This window comes from Novosphingobium sp. Chol11 (assembly GCF_945870625.1).
Classification (GTDB): Bacteria; Pseudomonadota; Alphaproteobacteria; order Sphingomonadales; family Sphingomonadaceae; genus Novosphingobium.
In genome coordinates this window covers 1-15,282 of sequence record NZ_CAMBTS010000076.1, presented here as the reverse complement: position 1 = coordinate 15,282, position 15,282 = coordinate 1, and the positions used below count along the sequence as shown (strand labels likewise).

Below are 15,282 nucleotides of genomic sequence, written 5' to 3'. Positions count from 1 at the left end.
CCTGCCCGCCCATTCGCGCCGCTTCGTCGGCGAGGATCACCCGCGCTCCCGCGCGTGCTGCGCCAAGCGCCGCGATCAGCCCGGCAGGCCCGCCGCCCACCACGAGCAGATCGGCAAAGGCATGCGCCTGATCATAAGCATCGGGGTCTTCCTTCCCCGAAAGCGCGCCCAGCCCGGCGGCGCGGCGGATCGCAGGCTCATAGAGCTTTTCCCAAAGCGCGGCGGGCCACATGAAGGTCTTGTAGTAAAACCCCGCGACCAGCATCGGAGCGAACAGCTGGTTGATCGCCAGCGCGTCGAACTTCAGGCTGGGCCAGCGGTTCTGGCTGCACGCGACCAGCCCGTCATAAAGCTCGATCATGGTCGCCGGGATATTCGGCTCGGCCCGCGCGCCTTCGCGCAGCGTAACCAGCGCATTGGGCTCGCTGCTGCCTGCGCTCAGGATGCCGCGCGGGCGGTGATACTTGAAGCTGCGCCCCACCAGTGAGACGCCATTGGCAAGCAGCGCCGAGGCCAAAGTATCGCCGGGATGGCCGGTGTAGTCGCGCCCGTCGAAACGAAAAGAGAGCGTCTGGCTGCGGTCGATCAGGCCGCCGGTGGCAAGTCTGCCGCTCATGCCGTCCCATCCGGCGCCAGGCTCGCCCCGGCCACCGCATGCGTCACCGTATCGCGCGTCACGCGCAGCCATTGGCGGCAACCGCTGGCGTGATACCACCACTCGGTGATCTCCCCCGCCGGGTTGTCGCGCAGATAGACATAGTCGAACATCGCCGCCTCGCCCGCGTCCTGAGCCGGACGAACGGGCGCCGCATCGCCGCGTGTGACGAACTCGCGGGAATCGCGGGGTCCGCAGAAAGGGCAGGGAATGCGCATGGCGTCAGCCCCTCATGTCAATGCAGATTGGCCTGCGCCCCCATGCCCTTCTCGTCGAGAAGGTGCCCGGTGGCAAAGCGATCATAGCGATAAGCCTTGGCGGTCTCGTGCGGCCGGTCGGTGGCGAGCAGATGGGCAAAGCACCAGCCCGAGGCCGGCGTCGCCTTGAACCCGCCATAGCACCAGCCCGCGTTGAGATAGAGCCCGGGAACCGGGGTGTGATCGATGATCGGTGATCCGTCCATCGTCATGTCCATGATCCCGCCCCATGCGCGCAGCAGCCGCGCCCGGCCGATCATCGGCATCAAGGCCATGCCGCCTTCGCACACATCCTCGATCACCGGCAGGTTGCCGCGCGAGGCATAGGAATTGTAGCCATCGATATCGCCTCCGAAGACGAGGCCGCCCTTGTCCGACTGGCTGACATAGAAATGCCCCGCGCCGAAGGTGATCACGCCGGGGATCAGCGGCTTCAATCCTTCCGAGACGAATGCCTGCAAGGCATGGCTTTCGATCGGCAGGCGCAGCCCCGCCTTGGCCGCCAATTGCGACGAGCGGCCCGCCACCGCCATGCCGACTTTGCCCGCGCGAATGGCCCCGCGCGTGGTTTCCACGCCCGTCACCGCGCCCGCATTGTCGGTGAGGAAGCCAGTCACTTCGCAATTCTGGATGATATCCACGCCCAGCGCCGAGGCCGCCCGGGCATAGCCCCAGTTCACCGCATCATGCCGCGCGGTGCCGCCGCGCGCCTGATGCAGCCCGCCCTGGATGGGAAAGCGCGCCTGCTCATAATCGAGGAACGGGGCCATCTTGCGCACCGCGTCCACGCCCAGCAATTCGCAATCGACCCCGTGCATGCGCATGGCATTGCCGCGCCGGGCGTAAGCATCGCGCTGCGCATCGCTATGAATCAGATTGAGCACGCCGCGCTGGCTGACCATCGCGTTGTAATTGAACTCCTGCTCAAGCCCTTCCCACAGCTTCATCGACCATTCGTAAAAGCCTTCGTTGCCCGGAAGCAGATAATTGGAGCGGATGATCGTGGTGTTGCGCCCGGCGCTGCCCCCGCCGATCCAGCCGCGCTCCAACAGCGCCACATTGGCGATCCCGTGGACTTTCGCGAGGTAATAGGCCGCCGCAAGGCCATGTCCGCCGCCGCCGACAATGATCACATCGTAGCCAGCCGCCTTCGGCGCGGCATCGCGCCATGCCGGACCCCAACCCTTGTGGCCGCCGAGCGCCTGACGCGCGAGCGAAAAAACGGAATAACGCATCGCGCCATGCTAAGCCCGAAGCCCCGCCGCGCAGTGCCTGATTGCGCCACCCGGATGCCCACCAGCGACAGTCGATGAGACTCTAAAGGGCAGGTCTGCAATTTTCTCGCGCTTCTGTGCATTCCTTGAGATAACATCGCGGCGGGGCGGCTGGCTCGTTTAACCGGGCAGCCGGTCGCCGTTCAAGAAGCCCCGGTTTTTGAGAGGTTTGCGCCATGAATGTTGCATCGATCCTGCAGGTCAAAGGGAACACAATCGTCTCCGTGCAGCCCGAGACGCCGCTAATGGAGATTGTCACGACCATCGCCTCGCGGCGCATCGGCGCGGTACTCGTGTGCGATGGGCCCGAAAGCCTGGTCGGCATCGTGAGCGAGCGCGACGTGGTCAAGGCGCTGGCCGCCAAAGGCACCGGGCTGGACGCGCTGGCCGCGCGCGATGTGATGACCCCCAACGTCACCACCGTCACGCCCGAAACGTCGATCAACGATGCGATGGAGCTGATGGATCGCGGCTACTTCCGCCATTTGCCGGTGCTCGATGCGGGCGCGCTCGTCGGGATCATCAGCGTGCGCGACGTGGTGCGCGCGCGGCTCGACAAACATGTCGAGGAGGCCCAGACCATGATCTCCTACATCAACAGCCGGGTCTAAGCTTCGAACAATGACCGGTCAGGGTGCGGAAGCGCCCGCCACCGGGATCATCACCTCGTTGCGGCGCAAAAACCACAGCGTCCACGGCGGATCGTATTGCGCGAGCGCGGCAGGCCCGGTTGCGGCAAGATTTTGGGCCTTGATGAACCCCGCAAGCTCCTGCGTCTTGGCATCGACATTGGCTTGCCCGGCCAGGCCGCTGAACCTGATCACAGCCATGCGGGCGGGCGCCAGTTCGCGCAGTTTCACCGCCGGATTGTTTGGCGTCGGAAGGGTTTCCAGCGCCGATCCGCGCGGCATAATGAAGCGGATGGTCCACGGCCCGCCGCCGCTGAGCAGGACAGGGGCGGTCATCGCGATCTTCTCGCCGCCTGCTGGGGCCTGCGTCACGGGCGCAGTCACGGCGATGCGCTGCTTCCGGGTATTGCCGCCAAAAATGTATCCGGCCAGCAGGCGGAAGCCCTTGCTCGCGGCATCGCGGCGCTGGCCGCCGACGGACACTTCCGCCGCGATCAGTGCAGGATAATCGCGCAATTCGAATGCACCCTCGACCATTGCGACGGTGAACGGCGGCTCTTCGGTGGCCATGGTGAAAACTCCGGTAACGGTGAGGCCCAGCACAAGGGCAAGCGCCACCGCGAGGGCAAGCAGGAGACGTTTGATCACAGCTGCACACTTAGCCCTTCATGCGCCGGGTGACCAATGTCCTTGCGAACCATTGACGTCCACCCGCGCCATGAAACAAAGCACAGACGAACAAGCTCCCCTCCTCGCCCACAAATGGGCCCGATCCGGCAAGAGAATCCATGAACACCGAGCCGTTCCCCGAGTTACCGCAAGACGCCTTCGCCAAGCAGGACATCGACAACGACCTGCTGTTCTATGCGCCGCCCCGGCTGGTCACCCATATCGATGAAGCAGCCGTGGCCGCGCTGACGGCTTGTTATCGCCGCATGCTGCGGCCGGGGACCCGCGTGCTCGACCTGATGTCGAGCTGGGTCAGCCATCTGCCCGCCGACCACTTTTATAACGAGGTTGTCGGTCAGGGCATGAACGCCGATGAACTGCGCGCCAATCCCCGCCTCACCGACTGGTTTGTGCAAAACCTCAACGATTTCCCGACGCTGCCTTATGACGATCATGCCTTCGACGCCGCGCTCTGCTGCGTCGGCGTGCAGTATCTCCAGCGCCCGCACGAAGTGTTTTCCGATGTACGGCGCGTGCTCGCCCCCGGCGCGCCGTTCGTGGTCAGCTTTTCCAACCGCTGCTTTCCGACCAAGGCCGTGGCGATCTGGCGCAAGCTGGATACCGCAGGCCACGCGGCGCTGGTGAAGCTTTACTTGGAGCGCAGCGGATTCACCGGCATTACCGTCGATCTGCTGGCAGACGGACGCAGCGGCGATCCGCTGGTTGCGCTGACCGGCTACGCGGGCAAGGACTGAAAGTCGGGCGCGATGCCCGGCGACGTCGGCGCGCCGTCATCCCGCTTGGCGAGATGCGCCACGGCCAGCGCGCGGAACCGGTCGGTGCCCTTGTACGCGCCGATTTCGGGATGCAGATCGCGCAGCACGCGGTGGAGGCGGCGGCCCCATTTGGGCACCCGCGCCAGCTCATCGATGCTGGCAAGATAGGCGCGGATGGAGAACAGCAGCGCGTTCGAGCGCGGCAGCCGGTAGAATGTCTGCAATTCGACCCGCAAATGCAGCGTCTCGCCGATGTTGTCCGCCGTCAAAGTGGTGCGGTCCGGCCCCCCACACCGGATAGTTTTCGGGCGAGGTGTCGAGCCGGGGATGGACAGTCATCGTCCAGTTCAGCCGCCGCGCGGGATGGCCATAGCGCACCCGCATCAGATAGCTCAGCGCGCGGTCGAATACGCCCTTCTGGTGCGCCAGCGGTACCGGCCCGTGCCATTCGTGGAAGGTCATGCCCAGATCGAACGAGAGGCTCCAATCCGCCTGCGTCGTGGCGATGCCGCCATCCATGTAGAGCGTGCCGTCGCGCTGGTCCTGCAGGGTGAAATCGCCCTGCGCCTGCCGCGCAATGTATTCGAACGGACTCTGCGGCAGGCTGGATGGGTCGCCGAAGCGAAAGCGCTGGTGCAGGCTCAATGGCCGGTTGGTCCAGATCCAGTCGTCGCCCTCGCGCTCCAAGGTGAAATGCTCGGGATAATCGGCGCTCAGGCTTTCCATGATCAGTTCGAGCGTGTCCCACTCGGCCTCGACCATATGCGGCAAAACCTGGCAGCGCCCCGGATCGGCGGCGAGCACGGCGGCGCGTTCGGCGCATTCGGCGACATAATGTTCATCGACATCGAACGCGGCTGCAAACGCCCCGCCCATCGTGCTGCGCGTGTGCGGCTCCATGTTGATGCCGTACATGTAGCTGTCCTGATCGAACGGAAACGGAAAGCGCAGGATCGCCGCCGGGCTGTTGGCATAGCGGAAATCGCCGCGAAAGGTCTCGTCAGGTTTGAACGCGATGGTCATCTGGCTGCCCGTTCCCTTAGATATCGAGCACGAGGCTGTCGCCGCGTGCGCGGCTGACGCAGGGCATCACGACGGCGCCCGACTGGCGCTCGTCCGCGCTCAGATAATGGTCGCGGTGCTCAAGCTCGCCCGCGCGCACTGGCAGCGCGCAGACCCCGCAGGCCCCGCCCCGGCAGAGCGAGCCCGCATCGATGCCCGCCGCCTCCAGCGCCTCCAGCATGGTCTGATCGGCGGCGACTGTGATCCGCGCGCCCGATGTGCCGATGGTCAGGGTGAACGGCTCGCCGCCTGCCGCGCCGAAATCCTCGCGGTGGACATGGCTGGCGGGCCAGCCGAGCGCCGCTGCCTGCGCGGCGATCGCATCCATCAGTGCCGCCGGTCCGCAGGAATAGACATGCGTGCCTAGCGGCTGCGCGCCCAAAACCACCGCAGCGTCGAACGTGCTCCGTCCGGCGTGGAGATGCACCGCCTCGCCCGGCTGCGCGCCGATCAGCGCGGCGAACACCCGCAGGTCGGCGCTGTTGCAGATTTGATGCAGTTCGAACCGTGTGCCGCGCGCGCGCAGCGCCGCGATGAACGCCAGCAGCGGGGTGATCCCGATGCCGCCGCCGATCATCAGCACTTTCTTCGCCTGGCTGTGCAGCGCAAACAGATTATGCGGCACGCTGGCCTCGAGCACGTCGCCCACGGCCAGTGCCTCATGAATATGCTGCGATCCGCCGCGCGTCGGATCAGTGCGGCGCACGATCAGGGTATAGCCGTGCTCGAGATCGGCGCTGACCAGCGTGTAGGCGTTCTTGAGCGGGCGGGCATGGCCGGATGCGGGAAGGCTGAGCGTGATATGCGCGCCCGCCGCCGCCGGGGGCAACCGCGCGCCATCCGCCGCGCGCAGCGACACGCGGCGCAGCGTGGGCGCGATGGCTTCGGCCGCCGCAACGCGTAGCGACAGGACCGGCTGATCCCTCATGCGCTCAGTTCCTCGATCTCGATCGTCTCACCGGGCACTTCGGCATCGATCTGCACACCCATGAACGCGTTGCCCAGCCGCGAAAAATGATCGCGCACGAACAAGCGCGCGTGGCATCCGGTGCAAGTGATCAGGTTGGTGCTGACGCCCTCGTTCAAGGTTCGGCAATGGACGCAGACCACGCGGCGCGCGGGCTTGCCGGCGGCGTAGAGGAAAAACTCGTCGCGCCCCATCCCCGCCGCGCTGGCGCAGGCCGCGACATCCCAGCAGAAATGCTCAGCGCCGATGGCATAGAGCCGCAGGCCCATGGTCTCGCGCGCCAGCCGGTGGCGCAACATGGCGATAAGGTGGCTGGCCGAGCGGAAGGCTTGTGCGCCATTGCCCGCCAGCGGGGCCGGAAGCGCCTGCGAATGCGCGGCCACGCTCCACGTTTCGGGAAAATCGGCGGCGCTGGTGCCCGGCGCAAACGCCTCGGCCGGGGGCGCTGCGTCATCGATGATGAGCAAATGCGCCCGCCCCGCCGGATCGCGCGCCAGCGGGGTATAGACCGGGCGGCTCTTGATATCCTGCCCGCTCAAAGCGGCGCTCCCCGAGCGGGCAGGAATCGGCAGTCACCGGCAAAAAACATCGCAAAACTCCGCAGACCGCCTCCGCGCTAGACTTTCCCAAGAGGAAAGAAACTTGTCAACGAGGTAATTTGTTCCTCGACACTCCCGGCCCCGATTGGTACTTCGCGCAAGGTTTCCATACCAGCAAACAAGAGGTTTCCCATGCCCCTGCCCTGGCGCCATTCAGCCCTTGCCAGCCGCCATATCGCGCTCGGTTCCGCGCTGGAAGATTGGAACGGTATGGGCACTGCGTGGACTTATGCCCACGATGTGCAGGATGATCACACGATGATCCGCACCAAGGCCGGGCTGATGGATGTCTCGGGCCTCAAGAAAGTGCACATCATCGGCCCGCATGCCACTGGCGTGCTCAATATGGTCACGACGCGCGAAGTCAGCAAAATTGCCCCGGGCCGATCCGCTTACGCCACGATGCTCAACGATGATGGCAAGTTCATCGACGATTGCGTGCTCTACCGGATGGGGCCGAACAGCTGGATGGTGGTGCACGGGTCAGGCACCGGGCACGAGATGCTGAGCGCGGCCAGCGCGGGCCGCAATGTCGCGATGCTGTTCGATGATGACCTCCACGATCTCTCGCTGCAAGGCCCCGCAGCGGTCGATTTCCTCGCAGAGCATGTGCCCGGCATCCGCGATCTGCGCTACTTTGCGCATACCGCCACCACCCTGTTCGGCGCGCCGGTGACGATTTCACGCACCGGCTACACCGGCGAGCGCGGCTATGAAATCTTCTGCCGCGCCTGTGACGCGCCGATGATCTGGGATACCATTCTGGATAAGGGCGCGGCCTTCGGCATCGGGCCTTGCGCCTTCACCGCGCTCGATCTGCTGCGGGTGGAAAGCTACTTGCTGTTCTATCCCTATGATATGTCAGAATTCTTCCCATTCCCCGATGGCTCGGTGGGCGACAGTCTGTGGGAGCTTGGCCTCGATTTCACCGTCAGCCCGGGAAAGACCGGATTTCGCGGGGCGGATGCGCATTACCGGCTCAAAGGCCGGGAGCGCTTCCGGATCTACGGGCTCGAAGTGGCCAGCGATTACGTGACCCAGCCCGGCGACAAGCTGCTGGCGGACGACGTGGAGGTGGGCGTGGCGACCTTGGGCATGGTCTCGAAGATCACCGGCCGCGCGCTCGCGATCGTGCGGCTGGCGCCGGACAAGGCGGTTCCCGGAACGCCGCTGACGCTGATGACCGCGGGCGGCGCGTTGGCGGCGACGGCGCAGCCCTTGCCGTTCGACGATCCCAAGAAGACAAAGCGCACCGCGGTTGGTTAATGCCGCGCTTTAGCTGCGGAACACCACCGTCTTGTCGCCATTGACCAGCGCGCGGTCTTCCAGATGGAGCCGCACCGCTTCGGCCAGCACGCGCCGCTCGACATCGCGGCCCTTGCGCACAAGATCGTCGGGCGTATCGGCATGCGTCGCCGCTTCGACATCCTGATGGATGATCGGGCCTTCATCGAGGTCGGTGGTGACATAATGCCCGGTCGCGCCGATCATCTTGACCCCGCGCGCATGCGCCTGATGATAAGGCTTGGCCCCCTTGAACCCGGGCAGGAACGAATGGTGGATATTGATGCACCGGCCCGAGAGGAAGGCGGCGAGATCATCGGACAGGATCTGCATATAGCGCGCCAGCACGATCAGATCGGTCCCCGTCTCGGTCACGATGGCCTTGATCTGTGCTTCCTGCTGCGGCTTGGTCTCTTTGGTGATCGGCAGATAGTGAAACGGCACATCGGCGAAATCGAGCCCGGTATAAGTCTCGAGGGGATGGTTCGAGATGATGCCGACCACGTCCATCGGCAATTCGCCCAGCCGCCAGCGATAGAGAAGATCGGCAAGGCAATGGTGGAACTTGGAAACCAGCAGCAGAACCTTGCGCCGCTGCTCGGCCGGGCGCAGCGTCCAGGTCATCGTGTAGCCTGCCGCAACATCGGCAAATTCGGCCTGAAGCGCCGGATAGGCAGCGGCGTCGGCCAGATTGAACACCACCCGCATGAAGAACTTGCCGGTCAGCGTATCGTCAAACTGGTGCGCCTCGACGATATTGCCGCCATGCGAGAAAAGCAGGGTGGAAACGCGCGCGACAATGCCCGGCTGATTGAGGCATGACAGGGTGACCACAAACGAGCTGGAAGACACAGCGATAGTTCCTTCTGATCAAAAAAGGGCCGCGGGCCCGCAGCCAGCGCCTGAAGCGGCAAGAGAGCGCGCGCTCTATCTGCCCGCCGCTGCTGCTGCAAGCATGACCTTGAACGGCAGCGCGATGACCCGGCGCGACGCCGCGCTGGTGCTTGGCTTCCTGCTAATCGATGATTTCGCGCTGATGAGCTACGCCGTGTTGGTCGAAGCGTTTCGCGCGGCCAATACGCTTTCTGGCCGCACGCTTTATCGCTGGCGGCATTATTCGGTGGCAGGTGCCCCGGCGCGCGCCTCGAACGGCGTCGAAATCGTGGTCGATGGCGTGCCCGATGCCCGGGCCGAACCCTGCGACATCCTGTTCGTTTGCGCCGGAGGCAACCCTTCCGCCTTTGCCGACAGCGAGACTTTTTCCCGGCTTCGCGCGGCGGCGGCGCGCGGCACGATCATCGCCGGGGTTTCGGGCGGGCCCTATATCCTCGCCCGCGCGGGGCTACTGGCGGGGCGGCGCTGCACGGTGCACTGGGAGCATGAACCCGCCTTTCGCGAGGCCTTTCCGCAGCTTGCGGTGGAAGGCGGACTCTATGTGATCGATGGCCCGCGCATCACTTGCGCGGGCGGCACCGCCGGGCTCGATCTCGCGGTCGAGCTGATCGGGCGGCATCAGGGCCCGGAAATCGCCGCGCAAGTGGGCGAATGGTTCATCCGCACCCAGCCGCGCGAGGGCAGCGGCGCGCAGCGGCAAGCCTTGGCGGCGCGGTATCACGTATCCCACTCCGGCGTTGTCGCCGCGCTCGCCGCGATGGAGGCGCATATCGCCGAACCGCTGGACCGGCGCGATCTGGCTGCGCGGGCGGGCGTCTCGCTGCGCCAGCTGGAGCGATTGTTTGCCCAGCACATCGGGCAGACCATCGGCCAGCATTATCTGGCGCTGCGGCTCGATGCGGCAAGGCGCTTGCTGCGCGAAACCGGTCTCAGCCGGATTGAAGTGGCGGTGGCCTGCGGATTTTCCGATGTGAGCCATTTTTCGCGCAGCTTCCGCCGCCGCTTTGGCCAAAGCCCTTTGCAGGCCCGCAGCCGCCGCTGAGCGGCCGCGCCCTATGCCCGCGATGACATGGAGAAAGCCAGCGGCTGGCTCGGGGTTGAGTGCGATGGCGATCATGCTGCGCCCCGCCGCCGGAGACCTGCCTTGGTAAATCGCCTGGTCGATGGCGCTGACGATGAACGGTATCATCGCCGCCGGCCTTGCCTATATGCTGATCGGGCGCCCGCACAATCGCGGCCACTCGCCTGCGGGCGATGCCTCGCAACACGGCAAGCCCGCCTGATCGTTTTCTAGCCTGATCGTTTTCTACAAGGAGCCACATCCCATGCGTAGCCTAACTCTGCCTGCCGCCGTGCTCGCCCTTGCCTTGGCCCTGCCCGCAAATGCCGCCGCTCCGGCGGTGCGCCAGATCGACCTGGTCGAGCGCGCCACCACCGACACGATAAGCCTGCACGGTGGCACCGCTGCAGACAATGTCGGCGATGTGGCAACCTTCACCAACGAGATCTTCGACGCCGCCAATGTGACGAAAGTCGGCAGCAATCAGGGCATTTGCGTGCGAATGGTGGTTGGCAAGGCGCTGGAATGCCACTTGACGCTGATGCTGGCCGATGGCCAGATCATGGTCGCCGGCCCGGTGCTCGACGGCGTGGACAGCGCGCTGGCGATTGTCGGCGGCACCGGAGCCTATGTCGGCGCGCGCGGCGAAATGCTGATCCACGCGCGCGACGCCAAGGCCTCGGCTTACGATTTCCACTACCGCCTGATGTAAGGGCGCGCGGCAGGGGCGAGCAATCCCATGCAGATTCACTCGCCCCCGTTTCTGGTACTGGCTTTTGGCTGAGGTCCGGGTTCAGAAGCTGAACCCAACGCCGACGCCGCCGGTCAATTGATTGCGGTCCCCTGCTTTGCTGACAACCGGGCTGTCGGCGAAATCGCCCACAAGGCGGCGATATCCGCCATAACCGAGCAGCGACCAGCGATCCGAAAGCGCATACGTCGCGGTCATCGAAACCCCGATATCCTTGACCCCGCCCTTGGCCGCGAAGGGCACAAGCCCGCTGGCTGCGGCCCCTGCGGGCGATACCGAGAAGTAGGTGCGCGCATAGTTATCATCGGCAAAGCGCATCGCGACCTGCGTCGCGAGCGCAAGCTTGCGGCCGACCGGCAGGCGGTATTTCACGGCAGCTTCGCCCACCCAGCCCTTGTGAACATTGCTGACATCGCGGGTCCCCTGAACCGAGAGCCGCAGTTCGTCGCCTTCGGTGATCAGCGATGCGGTTTTCACCGCTGCAAAAGCGCCGATCTGATAAGCATCGTCGATCCGGCCGAGCGCGCGCACGGCAGGCGATTTCACGCTGGCGCGCCGGCCAAAGGTCAGATCGGCGGCCGGTCCGAATTCGAAGGTGGCGCTGTTGAGGACATTCATGCGGGCGGTGACGCCTTCGATGGCGAAGTACCGCTTGTCCCAGCGCAGTTCGCCCGAAACCAGCGGGATCACCCGCTGCCTGGCGGCACCTTCATATTCGGGAACGGTAGCAACGCCGCCAGCGATGGTGCCCGAAAAGCCATCACGGGTGGCAGGATCAGCATCCTGGGCCTTTGCTGCGCCCATCCCGAAGAAGATGCTGCTGGTCGCGGCAAAGGCGGCGAAGAAGGCTTTGGTTTCAATATTCATCGTCATTCTCCATGGCGGCAAGAGGCAAAGCGGTCCCGCTGCCGCCGAAGCGGGTCCGAAATCGTGAAATTGAGGGAAGCGGATCAGGCGGCGGGTGCGAGCCCGGTCCGCTGCTGCCGAGGTGCACCGATCATCGCGGTGCCGGTCGCCACCAGCCAGACGCTGAGCGCGAGGAAGCCTGCAATCGTCGCCAGCGAGAACATCTGTCCCTCCCCGCCGAGCGCCAGCGCGATCCCCTCGCCCGTCCCGCTCGCAATCGCGGCAGCGGCGAGGAAGCCCGCCAGCGCCTGCCGCCGCGCGCCTTCGCGGCGCTGCATCAGGGCCACTTGCGCGGCAAACCCGGCGGTGAGCAGCTGGCCAAGGTTCTCGCCGATGGCGACCCCGCCATAAGCGTTCAGCACGTCGAACGAGGCTTGTGCCGCGCTGGACCCGGCATCTCTGGCAAGCGCTGGCACAACGAACACCCAGCGGGCCAGACCGATCGCCTGCACAATCCCGGCCAGCGCGCCAGCCAACGCCGCCCCTAGCGCGAGCGCCGGGCTCCGCTGCAGACGCATCGGTGTGATGCAGAGCGCTACCGCGACCGGGATCAGCGCAAGCGCTGTGATCATGAACGCGTACCACGCGAGGATAAGCGGGGCGCCGCCATCGGCAAACCTTTGCAGCGCTTCCGACGCTGGTCGGCGCAGGATCTGCGGATAGTCATAGAGCGCGGCGAGGACCGCATAGGGGATGTTGAATCCGACCCCCAGAGTCATGGCAACAGCGCCGCTCAGTGTCTTCGCGTTCATCAGGCCGCCCCTTGCGCACGCGTGGTGAACGGCGCGATCGCCTCGAGACCAAGCGCCTTGGCGATGACAGCGGCGAGGATCAGGCAGGCCCGCTGAATCCAGCGCGGCAACCCGGAGATCACCATATCGGTGCGTGCCATCACGCTGGCGAGCATGAGCGCGATGCTCGGCAGACTGCGCGCTGCGCTGATGCGGTCGCTTTCCAACTGATAGATTGTGCGCAGAAACAGTTCGAGATCGGCACCGGGATCGGCGGTGGTTACGAAACGCGTTTCGGTATCCAGCGGATTGCGGAACCCGTGCGGCGTGCCCGGCTTGATCGTCATTGTCTCACCGGCGCGCAAGATCCGGGTCCGGCCGCCGCCCAGATCGATTTCGAGCGCACCGCTTTCGACCAGAAACGTCTCGGTCATCGCGTTGTGGCTGTGGAGCGGCGCGCCCGCGGCATGCGGCGGCAGGATGCAGCGAAACACCAGCCAGTCGCTGTCGCCCAGCAGCGGCGACTGGATGAAGATGATGCGGTCCCCGGTGGCCGGGTTTGCAATGGTGCGAGGAAGGGTCGGGTTCATGCTTGGTTACCTTGTCACTGCGTGGTGACACTCATATGTCACCATACGGTGACGGACGCAAGCACTTTTGTCACCGACTGGTGAAAAAAGTTTGCAGGCACTCCTCAAAGCGCATACCTGTGGCGCGATTGGAGACATTGCATGGCCATCAAACCCACCGAAACCGCCGCTACGCGCAACCGCTCGCACACCGAGCAAGTCATTCTCGATGCGGCCAAGGCGGTCCTTGCCGAGGAAGGCTTCAGCAAATTCGGGGTCAACGCGATTGCGCGGCGAGCCGGATGCGACAAACAACTAATCTATCGGTACTATGGCGGGATCGACGGACTGGTCGACGCGATTGGTCTGGACCTGGCCGATCTGTTTCAGGAATTGTTGGCCCAGCCGGAGGGCACCCGATTCGAGACTTATCCAGCGCTGATCGAGCAGTTGCTCCTATCGCTGGTGAGCGCCTTCCGTGCGTCGGACCTGCTGCTGCGCATTGCCGCGTGGGAAGTGTTCGATCCCTCCCCGGTGACGGCGCGCCTCGCGGCGGCCCGTGCCCGCGCGCTCGGCCAATGGGTGGAAACGCGCCGGGGCAATCTGGCAAGTCCGGTCGGCATTGATGTCGGCGCGACCAATGCCGCCCTGATTGCCGCGGTTCAGCATCTCGCCTTGTCGGCCAAGGCGGTCGGCGGCTTTGCCGGCGTCGCCCTGGAAACCGACGCCGATTGGGAGCGAATCCGCGCCGTGCTGCGCACGCTGGTCCGCGCCAGCTATGCGGCCGCGCCAATCCCGCAGGATTGCACCGCGCCCTAGCCGCAGGTCAATTGGGGCGCGCCTCAGCCCCCCGTCCCCCCATCATGCCATGATGAGAAAATCGTCGAACGTCAGCGCGGGGTGATCGCTTGCGCCGATGGTCGCCACGTGCAACTGGACCGCGCGGCGGCCGTTGCCATCGGCGTCGAAGTAGAGGTTGCCAGTGGCCGCATCGTAGATGATCTGGTCGGTCGCATCGAGTGCGACGGTGCCTGTGTGAAAGGCATCGCTCAGCAGCGCGCCGACCGCGCCGAGCCCGGTGAACACCGCCTTGCTGAACGCCAGCTTGTCGCCCTCGGCGCTGCTGAAATCGGTCACGAGATCGACCGTGCTGCCCAGCGACGCGGTCGATTTGGAGGCGAACAGGAAGGTGTCGCTGCCCAGCCCGCCGGTCAGCGTGTCCTGCCCGGTGCCGCCGTTCAGCGTGTCGTTGCCGTCCATGCCCAGCACCGTGTCGTTGCCGCCTGCGCCAGACAGGATATTGTCGGCGCCGTTGCCGGTCAGGGCATTGGCAATCCGGTTGCCCGTGCCATTGATGGCCCCGGCCCCGGTCAGGGTCAGTTCCTCGACATTGCCCGAGATGAGCGTGTAGCTGACCGAAGCTTCGACCACATCGCGGCCGGCATCGATGCCTTCGCGCACGACATCGCCGATATCATCGACAATGAAGCGGTCATCGCCGAAACCGCCGAGCATCGAATCCCCCCCGATGCCGCCATCGAGCAGATCGTTGCCGGTCCTGCCGCTGAGGTTGTCGATCCCGCCCATGCCCAGCAGGGTGTCGTTCCCCTCGTTGCCGACCAGCGTATCCGCCCCCGCAGCGCCAGTGATCGCATTGGCCAGCACATTGCCCACGGCCCGGCTGCCGCCGCCCTCAACATAGGTCAATGTCAGGTTTTCGACGTGATCGCGCAGCCGGTAGAGGCTCAGCCCGGTAAGGACCGTATCGGTTCCTTCATCCGCCAGCTCGATCGCCCGGTCGCCGACCACAGCGACGAGATAGGTATCATCGCCCGCCCCGCCGTACATGGTATCCTTGCTGGTGCCGCCATCGAGCAAATCGTTGCCGCCAAGGCCGTAGATGATGTCGACGCCGTTCGTGCCGATCAGCGTGTCGGCGTCTTCGGTGCCATAGAGCGTATCGGTCCCATCGATCACCGTGACGGCGATGGCCTGCTCCGTGCTGAAAACATCATCGCTGGCCGAGACGATCACGTTGTAGATGTTGTCGCCGCCGATATCGCCCGGCGTCTCGAAGTCCGGTGCCGACAGGAACGTCAGCGCGCCCGTGTCCGCATCAATCGCAAACTTCGCCGCATCCGCGCCGCCGGTGATGGCAAAAGTAACCGTGTCGCCCGCGTCGGCATCGGTGGCGGTGAC

Annotated in this window: 18 protein-coding genes and 1 pseudogene; 6 read left to right on the top strand and 13 right to left on the bottom strand. The window is 65.2% G+C overall.

Annotated features, from left to right (window positions below):
- The 3 genes from Q0O40_RS11725 to Q0O40_RS11715 all read right to left on the bottom strand — a co-directional run.
- The coding region (locus Q0O40_RS11725; protein ID WP_295529890.1) for a 2Fe-2S iron-sulfur cluster-binding protein at positions 1-616 on the bottom strand (616 nt) is incomplete at its 3' end.
- Entirely contained in the window at positions 613-873 is a 261-nt protein-coding gene (locus Q0O40_RS11720; RefSeq protein WP_295529887.1) for a sarcosine oxidase subunit delta, read from the bottom strand. The genes Q0O40_RS11720 and Q0O40_RS11725, both read right to left, overlap by 4 nt.
- 17 nt (positions 874-890) lie before the next feature.
- Complete coding sequence (locus Q0O40_RS11715) at positions 891-2,147, bottom strand: sarcosine oxidase subunit beta family protein (RefSeq protein WP_295529884.1); 1,257 nt, start codon at positions 2,145-2,147, stop codon at positions 891-893.
- A gap of 215 nt (positions 2,148-2,362) precedes the next feature.
- On the opposite strand from Q0O40_RS11715, the gene Q0O40_RS11710 reads away from it, so the two are divergent.
- Complete coding sequence (locus Q0O40_RS11710; protein ID WP_295529882.1) at positions 2,363-2,797, top strand: CBS domain-containing protein; 435 nt, start codon at positions 2,363-2,365, stop codon at positions 2,795-2,797.
- 18 nt (positions 2,798-2,815) lie between these two features.
- Here the strand turns inward: Q0O40_RS11710 and Q0O40_RS11705 are convergent, their stop codons facing one another.
- Positions 2,816-3,463, bottom strand: a complete 648-nt coding sequence (locus tag Q0O40_RS11705) for a heme-binding protein (RefSeq protein WP_295529881.1) — start codon at positions 3,461-3,463, stop codon at positions 2,816-2,818.
- Between the two features lie 140 nt (positions 3,464-3,603).
- Between Q0O40_RS11705 and Q0O40_RS11700 the strand changes: the two genes are divergently transcribed.
- Positions 3,604-4,239, top strand: a complete 636-nt coding sequence (locus Q0O40_RS11700) for a methyltransferase domain-containing protein (RefSeq protein WP_295529879.1) — start codon at positions 3,604-3,606, stop codon at positions 4,237-4,239.
- Here Q0O40_RS11700 and Q0O40_RS11695 read toward each other — a convergent pair.
- Genes Q0O40_RS11695 through Q0O40_RS11680 form a run of 4 tightly spaced genes read right to left on the bottom strand, consistent with a single transcriptional unit; the run spans position 4,221 to position 6,828 of the window.
- Positions 4,221-4,484, bottom strand: a complete 264-nt coding sequence (locus tag Q0O40_RS11695; RefSeq protein ID WP_295529876.1) for a heme-dependent oxidative N-demethylase subunit alpha family protein — start codon at positions 4,482-4,484, stop codon at positions 4,221-4,223. The two genes, Q0O40_RS11700 and Q0O40_RS11695, sit on opposite strands and share 19 nt — an antisense overlap.
- A complete protein-coding gene (locus Q0O40_RS11690) occupies positions 4,408-5,283 on the bottom strand; it encodes a DUF3445 domain-containing protein (protein WP_295529873.1) in 876 nt (291 codons plus the stop codon). Before Q0O40_RS11690 ends, Q0O40_RS11695 begins: the two co-directional genes overlap by 77 nt.
- Before the next feature lie 16 nt (positions 5,284-5,299).
- Positions 5,300-6,250, bottom strand: a complete 951-nt coding sequence (locus tag Q0O40_RS11685) for a PDR/VanB family oxidoreductase (protein WP_295529870.1) — start codon at positions 6,248-6,250, stop codon at positions 5,300-5,302.
- Positions 6,247-6,828 carry a dimethylamine monooxygenase subunit DmmA family protein gene (locus Q0O40_RS11680; RefSeq protein ID WP_295529868.1) on the bottom strand — a complete coding sequence of 194 codons (582 nt, stop codon included), beginning with the start codon at positions 6,826-6,828 and terminating at the stop codon, positions 6,247-6,249. The genes Q0O40_RS11685 and Q0O40_RS11680 overlap by 4 nt, the downstream gene beginning before the upstream one ends.
- A gap of 192 nt (positions 6,829-7,020) precedes the next feature.
- On the opposite strand from Q0O40_RS11680, the gene Q0O40_RS11675 reads away from it, so the two are divergent.
- Positions 7,021-8,154, top strand: a complete 1,134-nt coding sequence (locus Q0O40_RS11675) for an aminomethyltransferase family protein (RefSeq protein WP_295529865.1) — start codon at positions 7,021-7,023, stop codon at positions 8,152-8,154.
- Positions 8,155-8,163: 9 nt separating this feature from the next.
- On the opposite strand, the gene purU is transcribed toward Q0O40_RS11675, so the two are convergent.
- Positions 8,164-9,024 carry a formyltetrahydrofolate deformylase gene (purU, locus tag Q0O40_RS11670; protein ID WP_295529862.1) on the bottom strand — a complete coding sequence of 287 codons (861 nt, stop codon included), beginning with the start codon at positions 9,022-9,024 and terminating at the stop codon, positions 8,164-8,166.
- Positions 9,025-9,127: 103 nt separating this feature from the next.
- On the opposite strand from purU, the gene Q0O40_RS11665 reads away from it, so the two are divergent.
- Both Q0O40_RS11665 and Q0O40_RS11660 read left to right on the top strand, forming a co-directional pair.
- Positions 9,128-10,108: a GlxA family transcriptional regulator gene (locus Q0O40_RS11665; RefSeq protein WP_295529860.1), complete on the top strand. Its 981-nt coding sequence runs from the start codon at positions 9,128-9,130 to the stop codon at positions 10,106-10,108.
- Positions 10,109-10,391: 283 nt separating this feature from the next.
- On the top strand, positions 10,392-10,838 hold the full coding sequence (locus Q0O40_RS11660; RefSeq protein WP_295529857.1) for an allene oxide cyclase family protein: 447 nt from the start codon (positions 10,392-10,394) through the stop codon (positions 10,836-10,838).
- 81 nt (positions 10,839-10,919) lie between these two features.
- On the opposite strand, the gene Q0O40_RS11655 is transcribed toward Q0O40_RS11660, so the two are convergent.
- The 3 genes from Q0O40_RS11655 to Q0O40_RS11645 all read right to left on the bottom strand — a co-directional run bounded on the left by Q0O40_RS11655 (position 10,920) and on the right by Q0O40_RS11645 (position 13,104).
- Positions 10,920-11,744 (bottom strand): MipA/OmpV family protein, encoded by an 825-nt coding sequence (locus Q0O40_RS11655; protein ID WP_295529854.1) that lies wholly within the window; start codon positions 11,742-11,744, stop codon positions 10,920-10,922.
- 83 nt (positions 11,745-11,827) lie between these two features.
- Positions 11,828-12,535: a DUF4386 family protein gene (locus Q0O40_RS11650; protein ID WP_295529851.1), complete on the bottom strand. Its 708-nt coding sequence runs from the start codon at positions 12,533-12,535 to the stop codon at positions 11,828-11,830.
- On the bottom strand, positions 12,535-13,104 hold the full coding sequence (locus Q0O40_RS11645) for a cupin domain-containing protein (protein WP_295529849.1): 570 nt from the start codon (positions 13,102-13,104) through the stop codon (positions 12,535-12,537). Before Q0O40_RS11645 ends, Q0O40_RS11650 begins: the two co-directional genes overlap by 1 nt.
- A 141-nt stretch (positions 13,105-13,245) precedes the next feature.
- On the opposite strand from Q0O40_RS11645, the gene Q0O40_RS11640 reads away from it, so the two are divergent.
- Positions 13,246-13,902 (top strand): TetR/AcrR family transcriptional regulator, encoded by a 657-nt coding sequence (locus Q0O40_RS11640; RefSeq protein WP_295529846.1) that lies wholly within the window; start codon positions 13,246-13,248, stop codon positions 13,900-13,902.
- A gap of 42 nt (positions 13,903-13,944) precedes the next feature.
- On the opposite strand, the pseudogene Q0O40_RS11635 reads toward Q0O40_RS11640, so the two are convergent.
- Positions 13,945-15,282: pseudogene (locus Q0O40_RS11635) on the bottom strand (hypothetical protein); the annotation flags it as partial.

What these genes read in the sequence shown, in the direction of transcription:
- Q0O40_RS11720 (WP_295529887.1), bottom strand. Translation starts at nt 873, where the DNA reads ATGCGCATTCCCTGCCCTTTCTGCGGACCCCGCGATTCCCGCGAGTTC.
- Q0O40_RS11715 (WP_295529884.1), bottom strand. Translation starts at nt 2,147, where the DNA reads ATGCGTTATTCCGTTTTTTCGCTCGCGCGTCAGGCGCTCGGCGGCCAC.
- Q0O40_RS11710 (WP_295529882.1), top strand. Translation starts at nt 2,363, where the DNA reads ATGAATGTTGCATCGATCCTGCAGGTCAAAGGGAACACAATCGTCTCC.
- Q0O40_RS11700 (WP_295529879.1), top strand. Translation starts at nt 3,604, where the DNA reads ATGAACACCGAGCCGTTCCCCGAGTTACCGCAAGACGCCTTCGCCAAG.
- Q0O40_RS11690 (WP_295529873.1), bottom strand. Translation starts at nt 5,283, where the DNA reads ATGACCATCGCGTTCAAACCTGACGAGACCTTTCGCGGCGATTTCCGC.
- Q0O40_RS11685 (WP_295529870.1), bottom strand. Translation starts at nt 6,250, where the DNA reads ATGAGGGATCAGCCGGTCCTGTCGCTACGCGTTGCGGCGGCCGAAGCC.
- Q0O40_RS11675 (WP_295529865.1), top strand. Translation starts at nt 7,021, where the DNA reads ATGCCCCTGCCCTGGCGCCATTCAGCCCTTGCCAGCCGCCATATCGCG.
- Q0O40_RS11665 (WP_295529860.1), top strand. Translation starts at nt 9,128, where the DNA reads ATGACCTTGAACGGCAGCGCGATGACCCGGCGCGACGCCGCGCTGGTG.
- Q0O40_RS11660 (WP_295529857.1), top strand. Translation starts at nt 10,392, where the DNA reads ATGCGTAGCCTAACTCTGCCTGCCGCCGTGCTCGCCCTTGCCTTGGCC.
- Q0O40_RS11655 (WP_295529854.1), bottom strand. Translation starts at nt 11,744, where the DNA reads ATGAATATTGAAACCAAAGCCTTCTTCGCCGCCTTTGCCGCGACCAGC.
- Q0O40_RS11650 (WP_295529851.1), bottom strand. Translation starts at nt 12,535, where the DNA reads ATGAACGCGAAGACACTGAGCGGCGCTGTTGCCATGACTCTGGGGGTC.
- Q0O40_RS11645 (WP_295529849.1), bottom strand. Translation starts at nt 13,104, where the DNA reads ATGAACCCGACCCTTCCTCGCACCATTGCAAACCCGGCCACCGGGGAC.
- Q0O40_RS11640 (WP_295529846.1), top strand. Translation starts at nt 13,246, where the DNA reads ATGGCCATCAAACCCACCGAAACCGCCGCTACGCGCAACCGCTCGCAC.